The 20,230-nt window shown below is 44.1% G+C and carries 18 protein-coding genes, 1 tRNA gene and 1 other annotated feature; of the genes, 16 read left to right on the top strand and 3 right to left on the bottom strand.

Features of this window, described 5'->3' with window-relative positions; translation table 11 throughout:
• Positions 1-7 precede the first annotated feature (7 nt).
• The 3 genes from ECA1_RS03550 (at position 8) to ECA1_RS03560 (ending at position 2,293) form a co-directional block, all read left to right on the top strand.
• The gene (locus ECA1_RS03550) at positions 8-370 is read left to right on the top strand and encodes a TIGR02328 family protein (RefSeq protein ID WP_010747697.1); all 363 of its coding nucleotides are present in this window, start codon (positions 8-10) and stop codon (positions 368-370) included.
• A gap of 152 nt (positions 371-522) precedes the next feature.
• Complete coding sequence (locus ECA1_RS03555; RefSeq protein WP_010747698.1) at positions 523-1,584, top strand: LLM class flavin-dependent oxidoreductase; 1,062 nt, start codon at positions 523-525, stop codon at positions 1,582-1,584.
• Positions 1,577-2,293: an NADPH-dependent F420 reductase gene (locus ECA1_RS03560; RefSeq protein ID WP_060791755.1), complete on the top strand. Its 717-nt coding sequence runs from the start codon at positions 1,577-1,579 to the stop codon at positions 2,291-2,293. The genes ECA1_RS03555 and ECA1_RS03560 overlap by 8 nt, the downstream gene beginning before the upstream one ends.
• 236 nt (positions 2,294-2,529) lie before the next feature.
• Here the strand turns inward: ECA1_RS03560 and ECA1_RS03565 are convergent, their stop codons facing one another.
• Entirely contained in the window at positions 2,530-2,982 is a 453-nt protein-coding gene (locus ECA1_RS03565; RefSeq protein WP_010747700.1) for a DIP1984 family protein, read from the bottom strand.
• 561 nt (positions 2,983-3,543) lie between these two features.
• On the opposite strand from ECA1_RS03565, the gene ECA1_RS03570 reads away from it, so the two are divergent.
• Positions 3,544-5,196: a peptide ABC transporter substrate-binding protein gene (locus tag ECA1_RS03570; protein ID WP_060791756.1), complete on the top strand. Its 1,653-nt coding sequence runs from the start codon at positions 3,544-3,546 to the stop codon at positions 5,194-5,196.
• Positions 5,197-5,289: 93 nt separating this feature from the next.
• On the opposite strand, the gene ECA1_RS03575 is transcribed toward ECA1_RS03570, so the two are convergent.
• Positions 5,290-5,371 (bottom strand) — tRNA-Leu (locus ECA1_RS03575).
• A 630-nt stretch (positions 5,372-6,001) separates the two neighbouring features.
• Positions 6,002-6,241: a binding site (T-box leader), on the top strand.
• A 91-nt stretch (positions 6,242-6,332) separates the two neighbouring features.
• Here ECA1_RS03575 and ECA1_RS03580 point away from each other — a divergent pair.
• The 6 genes from ECA1_RS03580 to ECA1_RS03605 all read left to right on the top strand — a co-directional run bounded on the left by ECA1_RS03580 (position 6,333) and on the right by ECA1_RS03605 (position 12,426).
• On the top strand, positions 6,333-7,181 hold the full coding sequence (locus ECA1_RS03580) for an SAM hydrolase/SAM-dependent halogenase family protein (RefSeq protein WP_060791757.1): 849 nt from the start codon (positions 6,333-6,335) through the stop codon (positions 7,179-7,181).
• Positions 7,178-7,732 (top strand): ECF-type riboflavin transporter substrate-binding protein, encoded by a 555-nt coding sequence (locus ECA1_RS03585; protein WP_005225401.1) that lies wholly within the window; start codon positions 7,178-7,180, stop codon positions 7,730-7,732. Before ECA1_RS03580 ends, ECA1_RS03585 begins: the two co-directional genes overlap by 4 nt.
• 25 nt (positions 7,733-7,757) lie before the next feature.
• Positions 7,758-9,467, top strand: coding sequence for an ABC transporter ATP-binding protein (locus ECA1_RS03590; RefSeq protein ID WP_060791758.1), 1,710 nt, complete (start codon positions 7,758-7,760; stop codon positions 9,465-9,467).
• The gene (locus ECA1_RS03595; RefSeq protein WP_005225404.1) at positions 9,457-10,287 is read left to right on the top strand and encodes an energy-coupling factor transporter transmembrane component T family protein; all 831 of its coding nucleotides are present in this window, start codon (positions 9,457-9,459) and stop codon (positions 10,285-10,287) included. The genes ECA1_RS03590 and ECA1_RS03595 overlap by 11 nt, the downstream gene beginning before the upstream one ends.
• A gap of 442 nt (positions 10,288-10,729) precedes the next feature.
• Entirely contained in the window at positions 10,730-11,614 is an 885-nt protein-coding gene (locus tag ECA1_RS03600; protein ID WP_060791759.1) for an ABC transporter ATP-binding protein, read from the top strand.
• Entirely contained in the window at positions 11,611-12,426 is an 816-nt protein-coding gene (locus tag ECA1_RS03605) for a DUF2705 family protein (RefSeq protein ID WP_016610651.1), read from the top strand. Before ECA1_RS03600 ends, ECA1_RS03605 begins: the two co-directional genes overlap by 4 nt.
• A gap of 284 nt (positions 12,427-12,710) precedes the next feature.
• Here the strand turns inward: ECA1_RS03605 and ypfJ are convergent, their stop codons facing one another.
• Positions 12,711-13,601, bottom strand: a complete 891-nt coding sequence (gene ypfJ / locus ECA1_RS03610) for a KPN_02809 family neutral zinc metallopeptidase (RefSeq protein WP_010747705.1) — start codon at positions 13,599-13,601, stop codon at positions 12,711-12,713.
• A 201-nt stretch (positions 13,602-13,802) separates the two neighbouring features.
• On the opposite strand from ypfJ, the gene ECA1_RS03615 reads away from it, so the two are divergent.
• The 6 genes from ECA1_RS03615 (at position 13,803) to ECA1_RS03640 (ending at position 20,213) form a co-directional block, all read left to right on the top strand.
• Positions 13,803-15,443 carry a BglG family transcription antiterminator gene (locus tag ECA1_RS03615; RefSeq protein WP_060791760.1) on the top strand — a complete coding sequence of 547 codons (1,641 nt, stop codon included), beginning with the start codon at positions 13,803-13,805 and terminating at the stop codon, positions 15,441-15,443.
• Entirely contained in the window at positions 15,440-15,868 is a 429-nt protein-coding gene (locus ECA1_RS03620; protein ID WP_010747707.1) for a PTS sugar transporter subunit IIA, read from the top strand. Before ECA1_RS03615 ends, ECA1_RS03620 begins: the two co-directional genes overlap by 4 nt.
• A 12-nt stretch (positions 15,869-15,880) precedes the next feature.
• Entirely contained in the window at positions 15,881-16,162 is a 282-nt protein-coding gene (locus tag ECA1_RS03625; RefSeq protein ID WP_005225413.1) for a PTS sugar transporter subunit IIB, read from the top strand.
• A 2-nt stretch (positions 16,163-16,164) separates the two neighbouring features.
• Positions 16,165-17,415, top strand: coding sequence for a PTS ascorbate transporter subunit IIC (ulaA, locus tag ECA1_RS03630; RefSeq protein ID WP_060791761.1), 1,251 nt, complete (start codon positions 16,165-16,167; stop codon positions 17,413-17,415).
• On the top strand, positions 17,416-18,153 hold the full coding sequence (locus ECA1_RS03635) for an SIS domain-containing protein (protein ID WP_005225415.1): 738 nt from the start codon (positions 17,416-17,418) through the stop codon (positions 18,151-18,153). It abuts the gene before it with no gap.
• Between the two features lie 524 nt (positions 18,154-18,677).
• Entirely contained in the window at positions 18,678-20,213 is a 1,536-nt protein-coding gene (locus ECA1_RS03640) for a hypothetical protein (RefSeq protein WP_060791762.1), read from the top strand.
• The last annotated feature ends 17 nt before the right edge of the window (positions 20,214-20,230 follow it).

Genomic DNA, 20,230 nt, shown 5'->3' on the forward strand with positions numbered 1-20,230 from the left:
TGAACCGATGCGCTTATGGCATGAAGCGCTGATACCTGCTTTGCCTCGGCAGCAGCTGTTAGGCCAGCATCGTGAAGCAGCAGCCTTACGGGGGCTAGGCTGGGGTAAGAAGCACGCAACCGTCGATTACGTTTTTACCCATCCGCCCTATAAATTGTTTCAATACCATCAGTTAGTGCTGGATGAAATGACCTATCGAGGCTATCGGCCAGCACCTGAATGGTACGATCCAGCGTATCGTGGCAAAAATCTGCCGCTGGAACCCTCCGTTCAAGCTGTTCCTTTGACTACGCCGATCTATCCAGAACATGATGAAGCATACTTGGAAGAATGCTTAGTGAATCTCCATAGTAAAGGGATCTATCTTTAAAGACCAAACACTTTCCTGAATTTTTGTTCGGGAAAGTGTTTTTTTGCTTTAAAATTGGCAACTTACAAAAAGTAAGCATATTGTTCGCAACTTTTTTTGTTCCTTGTTATAGTGAGAACAGAGAATCAGTAATGAGAAATGAGGAAAAGAAAATGACCATCAATCACAGAAATCTTGAATTTGGGTTAGATACGTTTGGCGATCTAGCCTTTGATGATACAACGAAAGAACGGATCAGTTATAGCGAATCGTTGCGCAATATCGTGGCAGAAGGGAAATTAGCCGATGAAGTCGGCATCGATGTCATTGCCTTAGGGGAGCACCATCGGGAAGAATATTCGATCTCAAGTCCTGATACGGTACTAGCGGCTTTAGCGATGGTTACCAATACCATCAAATTAGGTACCGGTGTAACTGTCTTGAGTTCGGATGATCCCGTGCGGGTCTACGAACGGTTTGCGACCGTTGACGCGTTGTCGAACGGTCGTGCACAAATCATGCTGGGACGAGGATCTTTTACTGAATCATTCCCTCTATTCGGCTATGACTTGCAAGATTATGAAGAACTATTTGAAGAAAAAACAGCGATGTTTAGTGAACTGAGAAAAGGCAAACCATTAACTTGGGAAGGCAAGTTCACGCAATCCTTAAAAAATGCCGACGTTTTTCCAAAAATCGAGGGACACCAATTAGATACCTATGTAGGTGTCGGTGGAACCCCTGAATCGATCATTCGTGCCGTCCGTTATGGGTTTCCCGTTATGTTAGCGATCATCGGTGGCGAGCCTGCTCGTTTTGCGCCCTATGTTGATCTGTATAAAAAGGCAGCGCAGCAATTGGGGCAACCGATTTTGCCAATCGGCATGCACTCCCATGGTGTGATCGCCGACACCGACGAAGAAGCCTATGAAATCGGCTGGAACTACATCAAAAAGAGCATGGACAAAATCGGTCTTGATCGCGGCTGGCCAGCCATGAGCAAAGAGCGCTTTGACTTTGAAGTCGAACATGGATCTTACTATGTAGGCAGTCCAGAAACCGTAGCGCAAAAAATCGCCCGTATGATGCCGCAAGTCGGTGTAGAACGCTTTGATCTGGTTTACGGTACTGGCGGACAGCTGCAAAAAGACCGTTTCAAAACGATTGAATTGTATGGAACCAAAGTGATTCCACGGGTGAAAGAATTGTTGGCAGCAGGTGATAGCAATGCCTAAAACCATCGGTATTTTAGGCGCAGGCAAGTTAGGCTTAGCACTCGCAAATCTTGGTGCCCAGGCGGGCTATCGGGTCTTGATCGCCAGTACGAAGCCAGCAGAAAAAATCGCCTTGTCCGTTTCTGTGTTGGCTCCGGGAGCGATCGCAAAAAATGCCGTTGAGGTGATGACAGAAGCCCAAACGATCCTTTTGGCAATCCCATTGAGTAAGTACCAACAGCTGCCAGCAGAAGCTTTGGCTGGCAAGCTAGTGATCGATGCCATGAATTATTGGTGGGAAGTCGATGGCAAAGAAACAGAATACTCATCCATCGAGCAGACTTCTTCGGAACGTGTGCAACGCTATTTTTCCCAAAGTAAAGTAGTCAAAGGATTCAATCATATGGGGTACCACGATATCCAAGAGGAATCCTTGCTGACGAGAACGGCTGCTCGAGGAACTGCCAAAAAAGCCATCGCCATTGCTGGTGATGACCAAACCGCCCTCGATCAGATAGCAGAAATCGTTGCTGCCTTCGGCTTTGATCCCTTTCCTATCGGTGCTTTAGCTAATGGCATCATGTTAGAACCCGGCAGTCCTTTCTTTGGTGCCAATCAAACCAAAGAGGGATTGACGGCATTGATGAAGGCGTTTTGGAGCAGTGAGAAAGGGCAAGCGTTTCTGGCGCGTCCTTCCGCTGTGAGTAACAAGCAGCAGGTTCCTCAGTAAAAGAGCCGGCTCCACGTACGGCTGGATACGATAAAAACAACCCTCTTCTCAAAAAAAGAAGAGGGTTTTTCCCATCCAGTCAAATCAGCACGTGGTCGCTAAAAAATACAATGTGATTGTTACGATTGTGATTCGTAAGCAGTGGTTGTTACGTTTACGTCTCTGCCAGACGTTCCATAGTGTACATATTAGCCTGTACCTGCTTTGTGCTCGCCTTTGACACCCACCCATGTTTGTTAAAGATCGACTAGCCAGTTGGTTTGTTGGATCTTTCCATCTAATTCTCGCAGCTGTTTGGCGGTCGTATTCAATTGCTCCGTTAGCGTTTTTGTATCGATCGTGCGCACCAGTCGAATTTCGTTGCGACCCATTCGGGGAGCTGCTTTGGTTTCATCCAGTGCTTGCGTAAGCAGTGCATGCTTGCGGCGCAGCTGTTCTCGCTGTTCTAGTGCTTCCATCAGCAATAACGCACTATCTGCTAAAGAGGCAGTCGCATTTTTCCGATTGATGGCTACGACTAATTCTGAATACTGTTGATTGATCTCATCGTATTCCTTGAACAATTCTGTGATACTACGATCCAAGGTATCGCCTTCTTGGACTAACACACTGCTAGAGATTTCGTTGCGCAATTGAAACAGACGATTGTTCAAATCTCGTCTTAAAAGTAACGCTTCTGCTAATTTCATTTTGGCACACTCCTTTTTACAAATGAGAAGGCTTATCTAGTTCTTATCCTAGAGAAGAACGTGACGAAAGGCAAGCAAGACGCAAAACAAGCTCTGATAGAAAAATCATAAAAAACTGAATATTCGCAATTCTTGTTGACTTCCAAAAACACCAATAGTATACTTTAAAACAATCATGAAATAGACAAAAAAACGTCATTTACCTGTTTTTTAGATAAAAAGAAAGACGATGAAGAGAAGAGTAGCTTTGGAATCTGTTAGAAGAGAACCCGGATGGTGAGAAAGGGCAGCAGAAAAAAAGTGAAGATGAGCTCTGAGTGATCTGATTTGTTCACGCAAATCAGACGGAAAGCAGCCGTTACCGTGCCAAGTATCTTAGCGTACTGTTGAGGTGCCATTTGTGAGAATGGTGCGAAAAAGGGTGGTAACACGAAAATCTCGTCCCTTTGTTTGTCAAAGTTGATAAGCAAAGGGATGAGGTTTTTTCTTTTTATCGTTGAATGCGTTTTTTGCTGTCATGAAAAACACTTGCGTTGGTTGCGCAATCACATAGGAGGAAGAATGAAAATGATCTGGAAGAAGCGTTTATTGGTTGCAGCAGGAGTGATTGGGTTGACCCTTTCTGGCTGCACGACAACAGGAAATACCGAGGGATCAGAGGCTGAAACTAACGGTGCGCCGAATCAAGCGATTGCGGTGAGTCTACCAGCTGAGCTGACGACTCTCGATACGACCCAAACGACGGATAAAGCAACGTTTACCATCGTACAACATTTATTCGAAGGGCTCTACCGTTTCGATGAAAACAGTGAACCAGTTCCAGGCTTGGCAGAAGGAGTCGAAATCAGTGAAGATGGCAAAACCTATACCTTTACTTTGCGAGACGATGCGAAGTGGAGCAATGGCGAAGCGATCACTTCGGCTGACTTTGCTTATGCGTGGAAAAAGTTAGTTGATCCAGCAACGATGGGACCAAACGCCTATTTGTTGGATAATGTAGTCAATAGTAAAGACATTCGTGAAGGCAATGCAGACGTAGAAACGATTGGTCTGGAAACCCCAGATGACGCGACCTTTATCGTACAGTTGGAGCAGCCGCAGCCTTCGTTTTTATCCTTGATTTCCATCGGCTGGTTGGCACCGCAAAATCAAGCCTTTGTTGAAGAAAAAGGCGAGACCTATGCCCGGACAAGTGAAGATTTGTTGTATTCTGGTCCCTTTACTTTAACCGATTGGCAACAGACAGGAGACGAGTGGACGCTAGTGAAAAACGACCAATACTACGATGCTGATGTCGTTCAATTGGAGGAAATCAAAGGCTCCACCATCAAAGAAGAAAATACGGGGATCCAATTGTTTGAAAGCGGCGACCTTGATTTGCAAAAAATCAGCGGGATCTACGTCCAACAATACGGGGACAATGAAGAACTAGTTACGCAAAACGATGTGGCGAACTTTTTCTTAGACTTCAATAAAACCGCCAACGATGCCTTAGCAAATGTTCATGTGCGTAAAGCAATCGCGTTGGCGATCGACAAAGAAAGTCTCGTGGATAATGTGTTGAACGATGGAGCGAAAGTTTTAAATGGATTGATCCCTACTGGCTTAGCTGCGAATCCAAATACTGGCGAAGATTTTCGAGCATATAGCGGTGATTATAATCTGTATGATTTAGAGGCTGCCAAGGAAGAGTGGGAAAAAGCCCAAGCGGAAATTGGTGAAAGTACGACGCTGCGTTTATTAGTGACAGATGATGACAATGGTCAAAAAATCGGGGAGTACTTGCAAAGCCAACTGCAAGAAAACTTGCCAGGCTTGTCGATCTCCATCAACAAACAGCCACGTGCCAGCTTAAATCAATCAAGAGCAAATAGTGATTATGAGCTTTCCGTTTCTGGCTGGATCGCTGGAAGCAGTGACATGGATATGTTCTTTATCTTATACAAAAACGGCGCTTCCTTTAATTACGGCGGCTATGTCAATGAAGAATATACGGCGTTGACGGAAGATGCGCGCACCGTTCATGCCAATGACCCCGATCAATATTTTGAAGATTACAAAGCGGCAGAAGAAATTTTGTTGGAACAAGATGCTGCGCAAGTCCCTCTTTACCAAAGTGCTTCAAATTATTTGATCAAATCAAATGTTAAAGACATCCAATTCCCAGCTTATGGTGCGCATTTCTTTTTCCGCACCGCCTATGTTAGTGAATAAGGGGAAAAATAGTTGAATGAAACGCGCATGTTTATTCGATGAACATGCGCGTTTTGCAACAAAAAAAGCAGTTCAGAAAGCTGAACTGCTAAATGCGGAAGATGGGAGTTGAACCCACACGAGATAAACTCACACGCGCCTGAAGCGTGCGCGTCTGCCATTCCGCCACTTCCGCATAAGATAAAGATAATCCTTTCTAGGAAGAAAATCAAGTCCAATCTCACAAAAAGGAGCCCGCCAGCGGGGACTGGCGGGAAGGAGTAAAAATGAAAAAGTGTTAGGGTTGTTCGTTGGTATGCATTTATAATAGCGGGAAAATGTGAAAAAAAGTTGACGAATCAAACAGAATTCTGAGAAGAAATCGCCAAGAAAAAGTGAAACCATCTAGAACAGTCAGAAGGCAAAAAGGAGCCCGCCAGCGGGGACTGGCGGGAAGGAGTAAAAATGAAAAAGTGTTAGGGTTGTTTGTTGGTATGTATTTATAATAGCGGGAAAATGTGAAAAAAAGTTGACGAATCAAACAGAATTCTGAGAAGAAATCGCCAAGAAAAAGTGAAACCATCTAAAACGGTCAGAAGGCAAAAAGGAGCCCGCCAGCGGGGACTGGCGGGAAGGAGTAAAAAATGAAAAAGTGTTAGGGTTGTTTGTTGGTATACAGGTATCATACCGAGAAAATATGAAGAATTTTCGAGTGAAATTTAGAAATTGCGTGAATCTTTTGACAAATTATGGCTTCTGTTTGAATTTTTTCTTAAAAGAGAATTGACAAAAGGCACAAGCTTTGATAATTTTAATGAAACAAAATGCAAACGCGATGAAAAAGAAAGTAGAATCACGGGCGTTGTCTAGCAGAGAGTTCCAGCAGGTGAGAAGGAACGACAACAAATGATTTGAAAATGACTTTGGAGCGGATTTTCTGACTAATTAGGAAAATACGGTTGCCCCGTTAACAAGCGACAGTCTCCGAGTGTTTTCGGGTACTGAATGAGGTGAGGCCTGTGAAGGTTTTACAGATTAAGGTGGTACCGCAGGTGATGCCCTTAGCTTTGGCTAAGGGCTTTTTTTGTGTCTGTAGGGTCAGCTGTTTCATGCGAAGGTTTTGTTGAAAAGGAGAAAGGTTGTTGGGAGGAGAGAAAATGCACAAATTAGTGGTTCAAACCGATTTTGGTTTGCAAGATGGAGCGGTCAATGCGATGTACGGGGTAGCCTATCAAGTGGCACCAGAGCTGGTCATTGCGGATTTGACTCATGAGATCGAGCCATACAACATTCATGACGCCAGCTATCGCCTGCTACAAAGCGTCACCTATTGGCCAGCAGGAACCGTCTTTGTTTCAGTGGTCGATCCTGGCGTAGGGTCTGATCGACGAAGTATGGTTGCCAAGCTGGCGACCGGGCAGTTGGTTTTGACACCAGATAACGGCACCCTGACCTATTTAGCGACTTATATCGGAATCGCTGAACTTCGGGTGATCAATGAGGCAACTGAGCGCTTGGCAGGATCAGCCGAAAGCCATACGTTTCATGGTCGGGATGTTTATATGTATAATGCCGCTCGGCTCGCCAGCGGCGCCATCAGCTTTGAAGAGCTAGGAACACCTGAACCTAAAGAAGCGATCCAAGTTTTTGCCATTGAAAAGCCAAGCCAAACAGCTGAAACGATCACAGGGACGATCGATATTCTCGATATCCGCTTTGGTTCGTTGTGGACGAATATTCCCCACACGTTCTTTAAGCAATGGCAGGTCCAATACAATGAGTCGCTGCTCGTCAGTATCTACTACCAAGATACCCTGCGTTATCAAGAAGAAGTGCGTTTCGGACGCTCCTTTGCGCAAGTGGCAGAACAAGAACCCGTCTTATATGTCAATTCCTTGCTGAATATCGGTTTAGGGCTCAACTTGGCTTCATTTGCTGAAAACTATAAAATAGGGACTGGCACGAATTGGAAAATTACCCTTAAAAAAAGGAGAAATGAAAAATGAATCAATCAAAATTTACAGTAAAACACATTGTTGCAATCGGTATCGGTGCTGCGGTCTTTTTCGTCTTAAAACGTTTCGTCACGATTCCGACGGGTTTCCCAAATACAGATATCGCCACAGCCTATCCTTTCTTGGCGCTATTAGGCGTTGTCTACGGTCCGATCGTGGCTGGTTTAGCAGGTTTTATCGGTCATGCTCTAGGAGATTTAACGACTTATGGTCCATGGTGGTCTTGGATCGCCGCCTCTGGGATCTTAGGGGTGTTCTTTGGACTTTTGACTCGTTGGATTCCAATCCAGCAAGGAACCTTTGGCGCTAAAGAAATTCGGACCTTCTTGATCGGTGAAACGATCGCAAATTTGGTCGTCTGGGTGATCATTGCCCCGATCGGGGATATTTTGATCTATGGCGAACCAGCGAACAAAGTCTTTACGCAAGGAGTCATTGCGGGATTGACCAATGCAGTCGTAACTGGGATAATCGGAGTGATCCTGCTAAAAGCCTATGCCCAAACCAAAACCAAAAAAGGCAGCTTGAGTAAGGAATCCTAACCAAAGAAATGTGTGAAGGCTAAAAATGAAACAAAAAATCATTCAATTTACGAATTTTTCTTTCCAATATGATGCACAAGCGGAACCGACCTTGAAAAACATCGATCTAACGATCTATGAAGGAGAAAAAGTCCTGATCGTCGGTGCCAGCGGTTCTGGCAAAAGTACATTAGGAAAATGTTTGAACGGTTTGATCCCGCAAAACGACAAAGGCAGTAGTACTGGAGAATTGACAATCGGTACCAATGCCTTTGGGCAAGCTTCCATCTATGAGCTGTCTTTGACCGTCGGCACGGTGCTGCAAGACACCGATAGCCAATTTGTAGGCTTGACCGTATCAGAAGATATCGTGTTTTCATTGGAAAACGATCAGCGCAGTCAAGCAGTGATGCAAGAGGCGCTGCGTTTTTGGGCAGAAAAGACTGACTTAATGGATCATTTGGCGAAAAAACCGCAGGAATTATCGGGTGGCCAAAAGCAACGTGTTTCAATGGCAGGTGTTTTGATCGATGAAACACCGATTCTACTGTTTGATGAGCCGCTAGCCAACTTGGATCCGCAAACAGGTGTGGAAGCCATCAAAATGATCGACCAGCTGTATCAAGAGAAGCGTTTTACCACCATCATCATTGAACATCGCTTAGAAGAAGTGTTAGCCGCAGCTGTCGATCGCATCATCGTGATGGAAGAAGGCCGCATCCTTGCCGACAGTACACCGAATGAACTATTAAAAACGGATATGCTGCAGCAAGTCGGCATTCGTGAACCGCTGTATTTAGCTGCTTTAAAAAAAGCGGGGGTTCCCGTGACCGACGCTGCTGATTTGGTCGCGGTAGAAGCATTTGCATCACCTGAGATTGCCGAAAAACTGACTCAGTTTCAAGAAAAATTTCCGAAACCGGCGCTTCCTAGCCACCAGCCGCCGTTGTTGGAAGCGAAGAATCTATCGTTTTCCTACCAAGTGGGCAAACCCATTTTGCAAGCACTGGATTTTACCATCCATCAAGGAGAAATGATTAGTTTGGTCGGGCATAATGGCGCAGGAAAATCGACCTTGTCCCATTTGATTACCGGCTTTTTAACTCCGACTTCTGGCAAGTTGCTTTGGCAAGGAACGAACATGGGCAATGATTCCATCAAAGAACGAGCGCAAAAAATCGGGTATGTGTTGCAAAACAGCAATCAAATGCTGTCAAAAAACTTCCTGTTTGACGAAGTTGCCTTAGGCTTGCGCAACCGAAACGTTCCAGAGGCTGAAATTACAGAAAAAGTTCATCAGACCTTGAAAATTTGTGGTCTTTATCCGTTTCGTTCATGGCCATTGTCGGCACTAAGTCATGGGCAAAAACGCCGAGCCGCCATTGCAGCGATCCTCGTCTTAGATCCTGAACTCATTTTATTGGATGAGCCGACAGCGGGACAAGACTATCGCCATTACACCGAAATGATGCAATTTTTACAGGAGTTGAACCAGCGGGGATTAACGATCGTTATGATCACCCACGATATGCATTTGATGTTGGAGTATACACAGCGGACGATCGTTTTGACAAAAGGAACGATTTTGCTGGACGCTCCGCCAGAAGTTGTCTTAGCAGACAAACAAGTGGTGAGTGCCGCAAACCTCAAAGAAACCAGCTTGTATACACTGGCGACCCTTAACCAGCTGACAGATCCCGCCGCTTTTACTGCCGCCTTCATTGCCAGCGAGAAGGAGGGACACGATGGAGAGTAATCTAATCGGCTATCTTGACCGCAAAACGTGGATTCACCAATTAAGCGGTGCTGCAAAACTGATTTGTTTTTTGCTGCTATCCGTCATCGGGATGATTTCTTATGATACGCGCTTTCTCATTGGACTGGCATTGTTTTCGGTCTTTCTATTTGCCAGTGCTGGAATTCGCTACCGAGATATCGCTTTTGTATTAAAATTTATCATCTTCTTTTCGCTTTTGAATTTGGTGGCGGTCTATCTTTTCGCACCAGAATACGGGGTGGAGATCTACGGTACGCGCCACGTGATTTTCGAAGGGATCGGTCGGTATACATTGACCCAAGAGCAAGTGTTTTATGAGTTGAATCTATTGATCAAATATTTTGTCACGATTCCGCCAGGATTGATTTTCCTGTTTACCACCAATCCTAGTGAGTTAGCGTCCAGCATCAACCGCATCGGGATTTCCTACAAGATCGCCTATGCAGTCGCACTGGCTTTGCGTTACATTCCCGATATTCAAGATGATTTTCGGACCATTGCCAAAGCGCAGCAAGCACGGGGCGTGGAGCTTTCTAAAAAAGCACCTTTGCGCAAGCGAGTGGCAGGCAATGTCGCGATCGCGATTCCTTTGATTTTTTCCAGCTTGGAACGGATCGACCATATTTCTGCTGCCATGGAGCTAAGAAGGTTTGGCAAACATAAGCAGCGTACCTGGCTGAAAGCTAAGCCGATCCAAGGCAAAGATCTTTTGGCGATTGCTGTCGTTTGCTTGATCGTGGCGCTCGGATTGTCCTTGATGGTACTTAATGGCGGACGTTTCTACAATCCGTTTCGTTAACAAATCACCCCATGAAAACTAAAAAAACGGACGCATTGTCAATAATGAAAGTGGGACGGATGATTCAGAATTGATTCATCCGTCCCAGAAATGATCGAGCCAAAAAACGCAGGATAGTCAGTCAATTGACTTTAGCGAGTGCTACATTTGCTAAAGTCAGTTGCTGCTAGGTCTGCGTTTTTTTGCCGCAAAAAAAAGGAGCCCGCCAGCGGGGACTGGCGGGATAGGAGTAAAAATGAAAAAGTGTTAGGGTTGTTTGTTGGTATGTATTTATAGTAACGGGAAAATGTGAAAAAAATAGGAAGAGAAAGCAATAGAAGTGTGTCAATCTGTTGATGATTTTCGTAAAACATTCCAGCGGAAGCCTTTTAGATCTTTGATTGACGGAAACGCCAAATAAGGCTACACTGATGGCATCAAAGCAGTACAAGGAGGGGACAGGATGGATGCCATTACGATCAACGGACTAAGCAAACAATACAACAAGAAGTACGCCATCGAGAACGTATCATTGCAAGTGGCAGAAGGAGAGATTTTTGGCTTTATTGGACCAAATGGTGCGGGAAAATCAACGACCATCAAAGTATTGTTGAATTTTATCAAACCAGATGCAGGACAGGCGGCGATTTTTGGACGAGATTGCCAACAAGCAGCCAAAGAGATCAAAACGTTTACTGGGTATGTTTCCAGTGATGTACGGTTTTATTCAAAAATGACGACAGCAGAACTACTGGCATTTACGGCGGATTTTCATCAAGTCAAGCAGCCAAAAAAAGAGATTCAGGAGTTGATGGAGCTTTTTCAAATTGATCCAAACAAATCGATCGCAGAACTTTCTTTAGGGAACAAGAAAAAAGTCGGGCTTGCGAGCGCCTTGATTGCACAACCGAGAATGTTGATTTTAGATGAGCCGACCAATGGCTTAGATCCCTTGATCCAAAAACGGCTGTTTGAAGAGCTCCTTAGAAGAAACAAACAGGGGATGACGATTTTTCTATCTAGCCATGATTTGCATGAAATTCAGACCTATGCCCATCGGACCGCCTTTATTCGTGAAGGACAGATCATCACCGTGAAAGAACTGAGTGAGGAAGAAAATTTCGGCAAAGTTGTAACGCTCACGAATGAGGGTAGCCTCTCATTAGCCGGCTTGGAAAACGTACAGGTTCTTGCTCAGGAATCACAAAGCTTGCGTTTTTTCTATCAAGGGGACATGAATCAGCTGGCACATTTTTTAACCAATCCTGCCATTAAAGAGTTCACGATCGAACACCCAACCCTTGAACAGCAATTTATGCTCCTGTATGAAGGAGGTTCTCAAAAATGACTTTAATGAAAATCGATCTTAAAAATACCTTCAAAGGCTGGCTAGTCTGGGCGATCCTTTTTGCAGCAATCATTTTTGCATTTACGGCTATCTATCCTCAAATGATCACGCCAGAAATGAAAACGTCGTTAGACCAGATGTTGGGCTCTTTCAGCCCAGAATTACTAGGCATCTTTAACATCCAACTGACAGGACCCTCAAGCTTGGTTTCCCCGACAGGCTTTTTCGGGTACTACTTTCAATACTTATTTATCGCTGCGTGTATTTATGGGATGCTTTTAGGCTTGAACAGTCTGATCACTGAAGAATCAGAAGGAACGATCGAGTATTTATACGCTCAGCCTATTAGCCGCAGAGAAATCGTTGGGTGGAAGTTCCTCGCTCGATTGTTGTTGCTGACTGGCTTTTGGCTGATTGCTTATGGCAGTAGTCTGGCCTCATTTGCTTTGTTCAAACTACCTGAAGATGACCTGTCCGCTTTTATAGAAGAAATCAGCAAAATCTTCGTTGCCGAGTACGGTGTCTTAGTCTTTTTCCTCTGTCTAGGTTTCTTTTTATCCACGATCTTGCGTTCCAGCAAACAAACCGCCAGCGTCGGCTTAGGCTGCGTGTTCGGTCTGTATTTGCTCGGCATCGTGGGGGAACTCTACGATAAATTGGAATGGCTGGCAGGACTTTCACCTGTGCGGATGGCATTACCCGTCCAACTCATGGATAACGGCGCGACATCAGTCCTTTGGGTACTGCTGATCGGTATCATCTGTTTCTTTGGCACCTTTTCCCGTTATGAGCGTAAAGACTTGCAGGTCTGAGTATATCAATCAAAAGACAAAAAAGAGCCTGTCAGCGGGGACTGACAGGCAAAGGAGTAAAAATGAAAAAGTGTTAGGGTTGTTTGTTGGTATGCTTATATAATAGTCTCGAAATGTGAAAAAAGTATGACGAAGCAGGCACGTTTTTGCGAAAAAATCATTGCGAAAGTTAAGAAAGCGTAAAGCGTCCCTTCACCAAAAGGCTTGAAGGGGCAACAAGAACCTAAAATCACTCCGAAGCAGCAGGCGGTTCATGCTGTTTCGGAGTGATTTTTTAATTGAAGCTACTTGCTCAAGTCAAGGCTATCGACATTAAAGGTGTCGCCATGTGCTAAGTCACCATAACGATAGCCACGGTTAAACCAGTCCACGCGTTGCTGCGATGTGCCGTGCGTAAAACTATCTGGAACAACATAGCCTTGGTATTCTTTTTGCAGCGTATCATCCCCGATGGCATTGGCAGCTGTGATTGCTTCTTGAATGTCGCCAGCTTCTAAGATCGGTTGTCCTTGATAGGTTTCGCCTTGCAAGTATTTCGCAAAAGTACCAGCTAAGTAGTCAGCTTGCAGTTCCAAACGAACGCTGTACTGATTGTATTCCTTTTCTGAAACTTGCTGGCGGATTTTGTCCAATTGTTGGGTGATCCCCAGCTCATTTTGCACATGATGACCGACTTCATGGGCGATGACATAGGCCATTGCGAAGTCGCCGCTTGCGCCATATTTATCGGAAAGCTCATTGGCAAAGCTAAGATCAAGGTACACATTCTCATCTGCTGGGCAATAAAACGGACCAACCTGTGACGTGGCATAGCCGCATGCCGACTGCACGCTTCCCGTAAATAATACGAGTGTCGGGTCTTGATAGGTTTCTTGCCGCTCTTGAAAAACGTCTTGCCAATAATCTTCTAAATAGCCGAATACGACTGCGGAAAACTCTTTTTCCTCCGTGTACTCACTGGTGCCCACATTTTCTGTCTGGTAATTGGCTGCTTGACCGCTGCCACCCAAGACATCCGGCAGCGAATTTAAATCACCACCGCTAAACAGGAAAAATAAAACAGCGATGATCACCGTACCGATCCCGCCACCAGCAGCCAGCATCCCGCCTGAGCCAGATGATCGCCCCGTTCGATCATCGACATTTCTGCTTTGTCTACCCCCACGCCATTTCATGTTATCTCCTCCTATATAAATCCTAGCTTAATTATAAGAGAAAGGCGGCAGATTGTGAAAAAAAGCGACTTGAAATTGTTATAAAATGCCTGCAGGAGCCTTGAAAATCAAAGTGTACACTCCTTTTAATCATTCTTTAATCTAACAATTAGCCTTCTAATTTGGTACAGTAGCAATAAAATAGAGGTAGAGGGTGAGCGTATGAAAATGAATTATTCGGGGACATCGGAACGAAGGATTTTGATTTTTAAACGGTTGATTGCTGGCGAGCACCTCAGCTATCAGCAGTTAGCAGAGGATTATTTCGTTTCCCGCAGCAGTATTGCAAAAGATATTTCTTATTTAAAAGAACTGTTTCAAAAAGAAAGCTTGCGCCTGAGATTTGATAATTCAGGTACATTTTTTGAAGGAAGTGAATCCCAGATCCATCGGGTGCTCAAACGCTTTTGCTTAATGATGCTGGATCAACCAGCGGCGTTTTCCTTGTTGGTGGAACCTGCGAAATACCAGGAAGTAAATCAGGCGTTTCGTCGAGCGTTAATGGAAAAACAAGTGGAAATGCCCGACAGCTACATCCAAAGTATCGTCCTTTCCATCGTGCTGCTGATCGAACGGGCGAGTCATGCGGAAAACTTAGTGATTGAAGAAAATCGCCAAGTGGGGAAACTGTTTTTGGAGTTCGACAAATATCCGTTAGTCTATGAGCTACTGAAAGAAATCGAAGAACAGCACATTTATCAATTTTCACCAAAAGAAGTGCAATATCTAACCTACCTGATTGTCGGTAGCGGCTTGAAATTTTTTATGAAAAGTGAAAAAGTTCCTTTCGTCTTTCGGGGAAAAGTGCGCAACTTGATTCAAAAAATCAGCGAAGGCTTAGGCACCGACTTGACCCAAGACAATCGATTGGAAGAAGATGTGACGATCCATCTGTATCAACTGCTGTTGCGGATCGAAGCGCAAACCACAGTCGTCAACCCTTTGTTAGAGGAAATCAAGCAAAACTATCCTGCCTTGTATGGCGTGGTCTGGTTCTCGCTCCATGATTTTTTGAAAGCGTATCAAGTGGGGATCTCTGATGATGAGATCGGATTTGTCACAATCCATTTTCAAGCAGCGATCGAGCGAATGCGCCGCATGAATAAAATCATTTTTGTCTGTCCCAATGGCGTCGGCACTAGCTCGTTTGTCTCTGCGAAAATTCGTCGCATTCTGCCAGAGATCGACAGTATCGAAACCGTTTCAGTTGAAAAATTAAAGCAGATGGACATCTCGGCGATCGATTTTATTATTTCAACCATCGATCTTGTCGGGATTCAAAAACCTGTGGTGCGGATCTCGCCTATGGTGACCAATCGCGACATGAAGCGGATCATGAATCACTACATCGATTTAGTCATCGATAATGAGGCGGTGGTCGATCAAAATGGTTTACTTCTTCAAGCCCAATCGATGATCCAGCCAACCGTCTTTTTCGAGCGATTTGCCAGCAAAACAGAAGCCATCAATTTTCTGATCGAACAAACCCCTTTTAGTGATGAAAAACGAAAAGCGCAGTTTCAGCAATCCGTCATTGAAAGAGAGCAGCTACAATCAACCTATTTAGATAATGGCTTTGCCATCCCTCATGGCAATCCAAATTATGTCGAAAAAACAGCCATCTCGATTTTGCTTTTGGATCAGCCAGTAGAATGGGGCAACCAAAAAGCCGACATCATTATTTTATTGATGATCCGAGAGGATGAGACGCAAAAGGTGGAACCAATGATGAAATTGATCATGCAAGGAATCGAAAACAAAGAATGGTTCCTATCAAAAATGTTGGAGGTTAAATCAGAATGAAAGTGAAGGATTCTTTGCCTGAAAAGCATATACAAACGGATGAGACAGTGACAGATTGGCGCTCAGCCGTAAAATTAGCCAGCCAGCCCTTGCTGGATGAAGCGCTGATTACGTCAGCTTACATCGAAGCGATGATTCAAAGTGTGGAAGAAAATGGTCCTTACATGGTGTTGGCGGATTACTTTGCGCTGATGCATGCCCGTCCTGGAGAAGGGGTTTTGGAACAAAGTATGAGCCTTTTAGTAACGAAACAGCCCATCGATCTTGAGGGCAAACCGGTGCGGATATTTCTTGTCTTAGCCGCCGCAGATAGTCAAAGCCATCTAGAAAGCTTGAAAGAGATCATGGCGATCTTTATGGATGAAGAAAAATACAACGTGATATTAAATGGCGATTGGGAACAAATTTGTCAATTATTCCAATAGGAGGAAAAGGATATGAAAATTTTAGCAGTATGTGGATTTGGTGTAGGAAGCTCAATGGTATTGAAGATGACGATCGACAAGGTAATCAAAGAGTTAGGGTTGACGGCAACTGCCGAGAATACTGATTTATCGACGGCAAAAGCGACACCAGCAGATGTTTATTTTACGAGTAATGAATTATTGAATGAGTTAAAAGCATCCGTGAAAGCACCCGTTTATCCAATCAAAAAGTATATGGATAAAGAAGAAGTCAAACAGCAAATGGAAAAATTTTTAGCTGAAAGAGAGGGATAATCATGAATTTTGTCACGGATTATATTTTAAAAAATCCGCCAGTCCTACTGGGGATCATTGCCATGATTGGGTTATTGGTACAAAGAAAACCTTTTGCAGAAGTCGTCAAAGGAACCTTAACAGCTTCCTTCGGGATGGTGGCATTGACGGCTGGGGTAAATATGTTGGTGGGAACGATCGCACCGATCAATGCAGCGGTTCAAACCCAATTAGGCGTTGCTGTGTCAGATGGACTCTCTGACATCACCTTTACGGCAGAATACGGCGGAACAGTTGGTTTAGCGATGTTTTTCGGACTTGTCATTCATTTATTGATTGCTCGCTTTACACCTGTGAAGACGATTTTCCTCACCGGTCACATGTTGTGGTGGTTCCCATTTGTCATCGTCGCTGGGGGCGTTGAAGGCGGACTTACCGGAATCCCATTGTTGATTTTAGGGGCGGTTCTATCTGCTTGTTACTGGTCCTTCATGCCATGGATCATGCGTAAATATGTGTGGGATGCCACAGGCGATGATTCATTCTTGATCGGTCATCCAACGGGGATCTTGTCATTGGTTTCAGGCTTTGTTGCAAAACGGGTCGGAAACAAAGAAAAATCGACGGAAGATTTGAAAGTGCCAGAAAATCTCTCGTTTTTCCGTGAAATATCGATTACTGGCGCGTTAGTGATGTTTTTGATGAATATCGTTATCGGTTTGATTGCGCCCGTATTAGTTCCTGAAGGGGGCAACTTGGTGATGTTTGCGGTTGATGCTGGCTTGAACTTCGGTGCAGGACTATTGATCATGTTGTATGGGGTACGTCTATTGATCAACCAAATCATTCCCGCCTTTCAAGGGATCGCAGAAAAAGTCGTTCCTGGAGCGAAACCAGCTTTTGATGTGCCCATCTTGTTCAACTATCGTCCAAATGCTGTAATCATCGGCTTTATCGTGGCGATGATCACCTCAACGATTTTAGTGGTCATTGCCAATACGACCAACGTCTTTGGCATTTTGATCGTTCCTTTAGTCATCACCAGCTTCTTTGAATGTGGCGGTGCTGCGGTGATCGGCGAAGGGCAAGGGGGCTTGCGAGGTGCCATTATTGGTACGATCACAGCTTCTGTCGTTATGGTAGCACTCGTTGGGATCTCTGCAGCGATGTTCTCAACGACGATTCAAAACTGGATCTTGATTTTCGGTGGGAACGATTTATCTCTATGGGGCATCCTTGGTGAATTGATCGGCAAGCTGTTTGGAGGGTTTTAAATGTTTCAATACTTTGAAAAAGCAAAAGAACTATTGTCTATTGTAGAAGAAAAAGAAGCACCAGCGATTGAGCAAGCCATTGAATTACTGACGCAAGCCAACTTGACCAAAAAAGCCATCTACATTTTTGGCGCAAGTCACGCTGGGATCTTAGCTGAAGAGATGTATTATCGAGCAGGTGGCATGATGACCATCAATGCGATCTTTGGAAGAGAACTGATGCTTGATCGCAGCCCAATCACCTTCACTAGTAAAATGGAGCGCTTAGAAGGCTACGGTAGTGCCTTGGCGGCGACCCAACCCTTTACAGCAGGTGATGTGCTGATCTTGCATTCGGTGTCTGGGCGAAACCCAGTTATCATCGATATGGCGCTTCATGCCAAAGAAAAGGGGGTCAAGATCATCGCATTAACGAATCTTACCTATTCGAAAACAGTCACCAGCCGCCATACTTCAGGCTTGCGTTTGTTTGAAACGGCGGATATCGTCATCGACAATCATGGGGAGATTGGCGATGCAGCGTGTACGATTCCTGACGTCGAACAAAAAGTCGGCCCCACATCCACCGTAGTCGGCGCAACGATCTTAAATGCGATCATCGTTGAAGTTTGCCAAAAACTAAAAGAAGCCGGTGTCGACTATCCGCCGATTTTTTATTCAGCGAACCTAGATGGCGGGGATGAATTGAACCAATCCCTGTTTGAAAAGTACCAAGAAGCGATCCATTATCAGCTGTAAGTCAAGAGTTAGTCGTTCCTTAGCGAAGTAAGACGGTCAAAGAAACCATTCAAGACATTTTCTCCTTGCGAGAGAATGTCTTTTTTGTAGTTACTTGTTAGAAAAGGACCGGAGCATAGGGATGAAAAAGCGATTCAAGCAAAGAAGGCTTAAACTGGAATTGTGTATTTTTACTTAATAATGGTCTTTAAAAATAAAAATATATAAAATGTTAGCTAAAATATGAATAAAATACTACAAAACGATTGTTGTTTAACTTCCCGCTCGGTATAATTAGCTTGGGAGCTACAGCAAGACAACAAATAATGAATAAAAAATCTACAAACCGTTGATTAGAAAGGAGCAGCTTATGGAGTAGGTAGAGAGGAAGATCGAAAAAAGACAACATTGTAAGAGTAACAGGTGGTGAATTCTTCCATATCTCTAACTTCCAACAATTAGCTGATTTTAACTAATGAAGAAATAATCATTTGATGGACATTTTTCATAAACTTCGAAAACCTTAGATGTAAGGAGTGAATTGAATGCAATCAGATAAACGCATAACCGCAATGAATAAGAAAGAGGCTGATAGAGCAGATCCCTTATGTATCATTCTTTGTATTTTATTTATCTATTTCACCATCTATCACTTTTTAGTTTTACCTGTAAAAGCAGCCGAAGTTTCAGATACTGATTCAATTCAGATAGAAGGCACCTTAGCCGCCATCCTTAACAGCGAAAGGAATACTAAAGAACCCACAGTTCCGCTCACTGAACCATTGCTGGAAATCGTCACAGAACTTCCTGATTCAGAATTAATGATTCCCTTTATTGAATTGATTTATGCAGTGACACCAAGTGCGGGGCAAACGCTGGAAGAAGTCTATGTCAATGTAAACGGCGAATACGATCGACATTTGTATCAAAGAGCGATAGGGGAGCCGAAGGTCACAGAGCGAACATTTGGTGAAGCTCGTCTCTTTCTTTCTACCGATGAACAGGAGAGCCGATTTGAATTGGTCGCCGTCGATAGCAGTAACAAAATGACTTATTATCCCATTGAGCATTCATTTTGGTTATCCGAAAATCCCGAACCACCGTCGCCGACTATCGCTGATGTAACGACGGAAGATTATTATGGGAAAGAAGTGACCTTTATTAATAACCGGCTCCATCTCCAATTGAACCATGAGACTTATACGCAAAAAAATGATGAAGGGTTCGAAACGATGCTTGACTTTGTTCTTGATGAATTTTCCTACTACGATATGGAACTGATTGCTGGACCAGACAGAAATGATCGAGTAGTGATCCAGTTGAAGCAAACCTCGTATGAGGAACTGGACAGACTTATTTCTGATTTGAATCTTTTCACGCGTGATGTGATTGCCAATGGGAGGAGAGAGGAAATCAATTTAGCAGCAGCTGAACATCTCCCAAAAACAGAGGAACCTGTCAATCGTTCTGTAGAATTCAAACCAGAGATGCTTAAAATCGGCTGGGTACCTGGTTTGTTTTTCCGAAGGTATCAGGACAATGTGATATTGTTCAAATTTCATGAGGAATCCGCTTTTTTAAATCCAGAGTCGTTTCCTGAAACTTATCTTAGCAAGGCACTGATAAAAGAAAAAATCGATGAAGCTGTTGCAACGATTGGCGGCGTTCGTTTAGAAGAAAATCGACCTTCCTATCCTTATGTGGAAGTAGGCGTTGCAGGAAATACCCCAAGGAATTTAGTAAAAAAAGGGCAGCAACTACTAACTGATTATCCAGAGATATTTTCGGAAGCAAATTTAATAATCAGAGAAATTCAGAAACTTCATAATGTGTCAGATGTTTATTTACCACGATGGCGTGTTATGAGCACCTTTGAAGAACGGAACTACCCTATCTGGGCAATCATCAACCCGAATGGCACAGTTTCGTCGTTAACGAGTATGGGTTGGCACGGCGTGACTGTCAGCATGGCGTTAGTGATAGGATTTGGTTCTATCGGCTTTATTGTGTTTATATTTGAACTTTTTGCTTGTCAAAGGGCAGAAAGACGGAAAAGTAATAGACAATCAGGTAAAAACTGATTCTCGTTGGCCATTCT

The sequence above is a fragment of the Enterococcus casseliflavus NBRC 100478 genome, assembly GCF_001544095.1.
GTDB lineage: Bacteria > Bacillota > Bacilli > Lactobacillales > Enterococcaceae > Enterococcus_D > Enterococcus_D casseliflavus.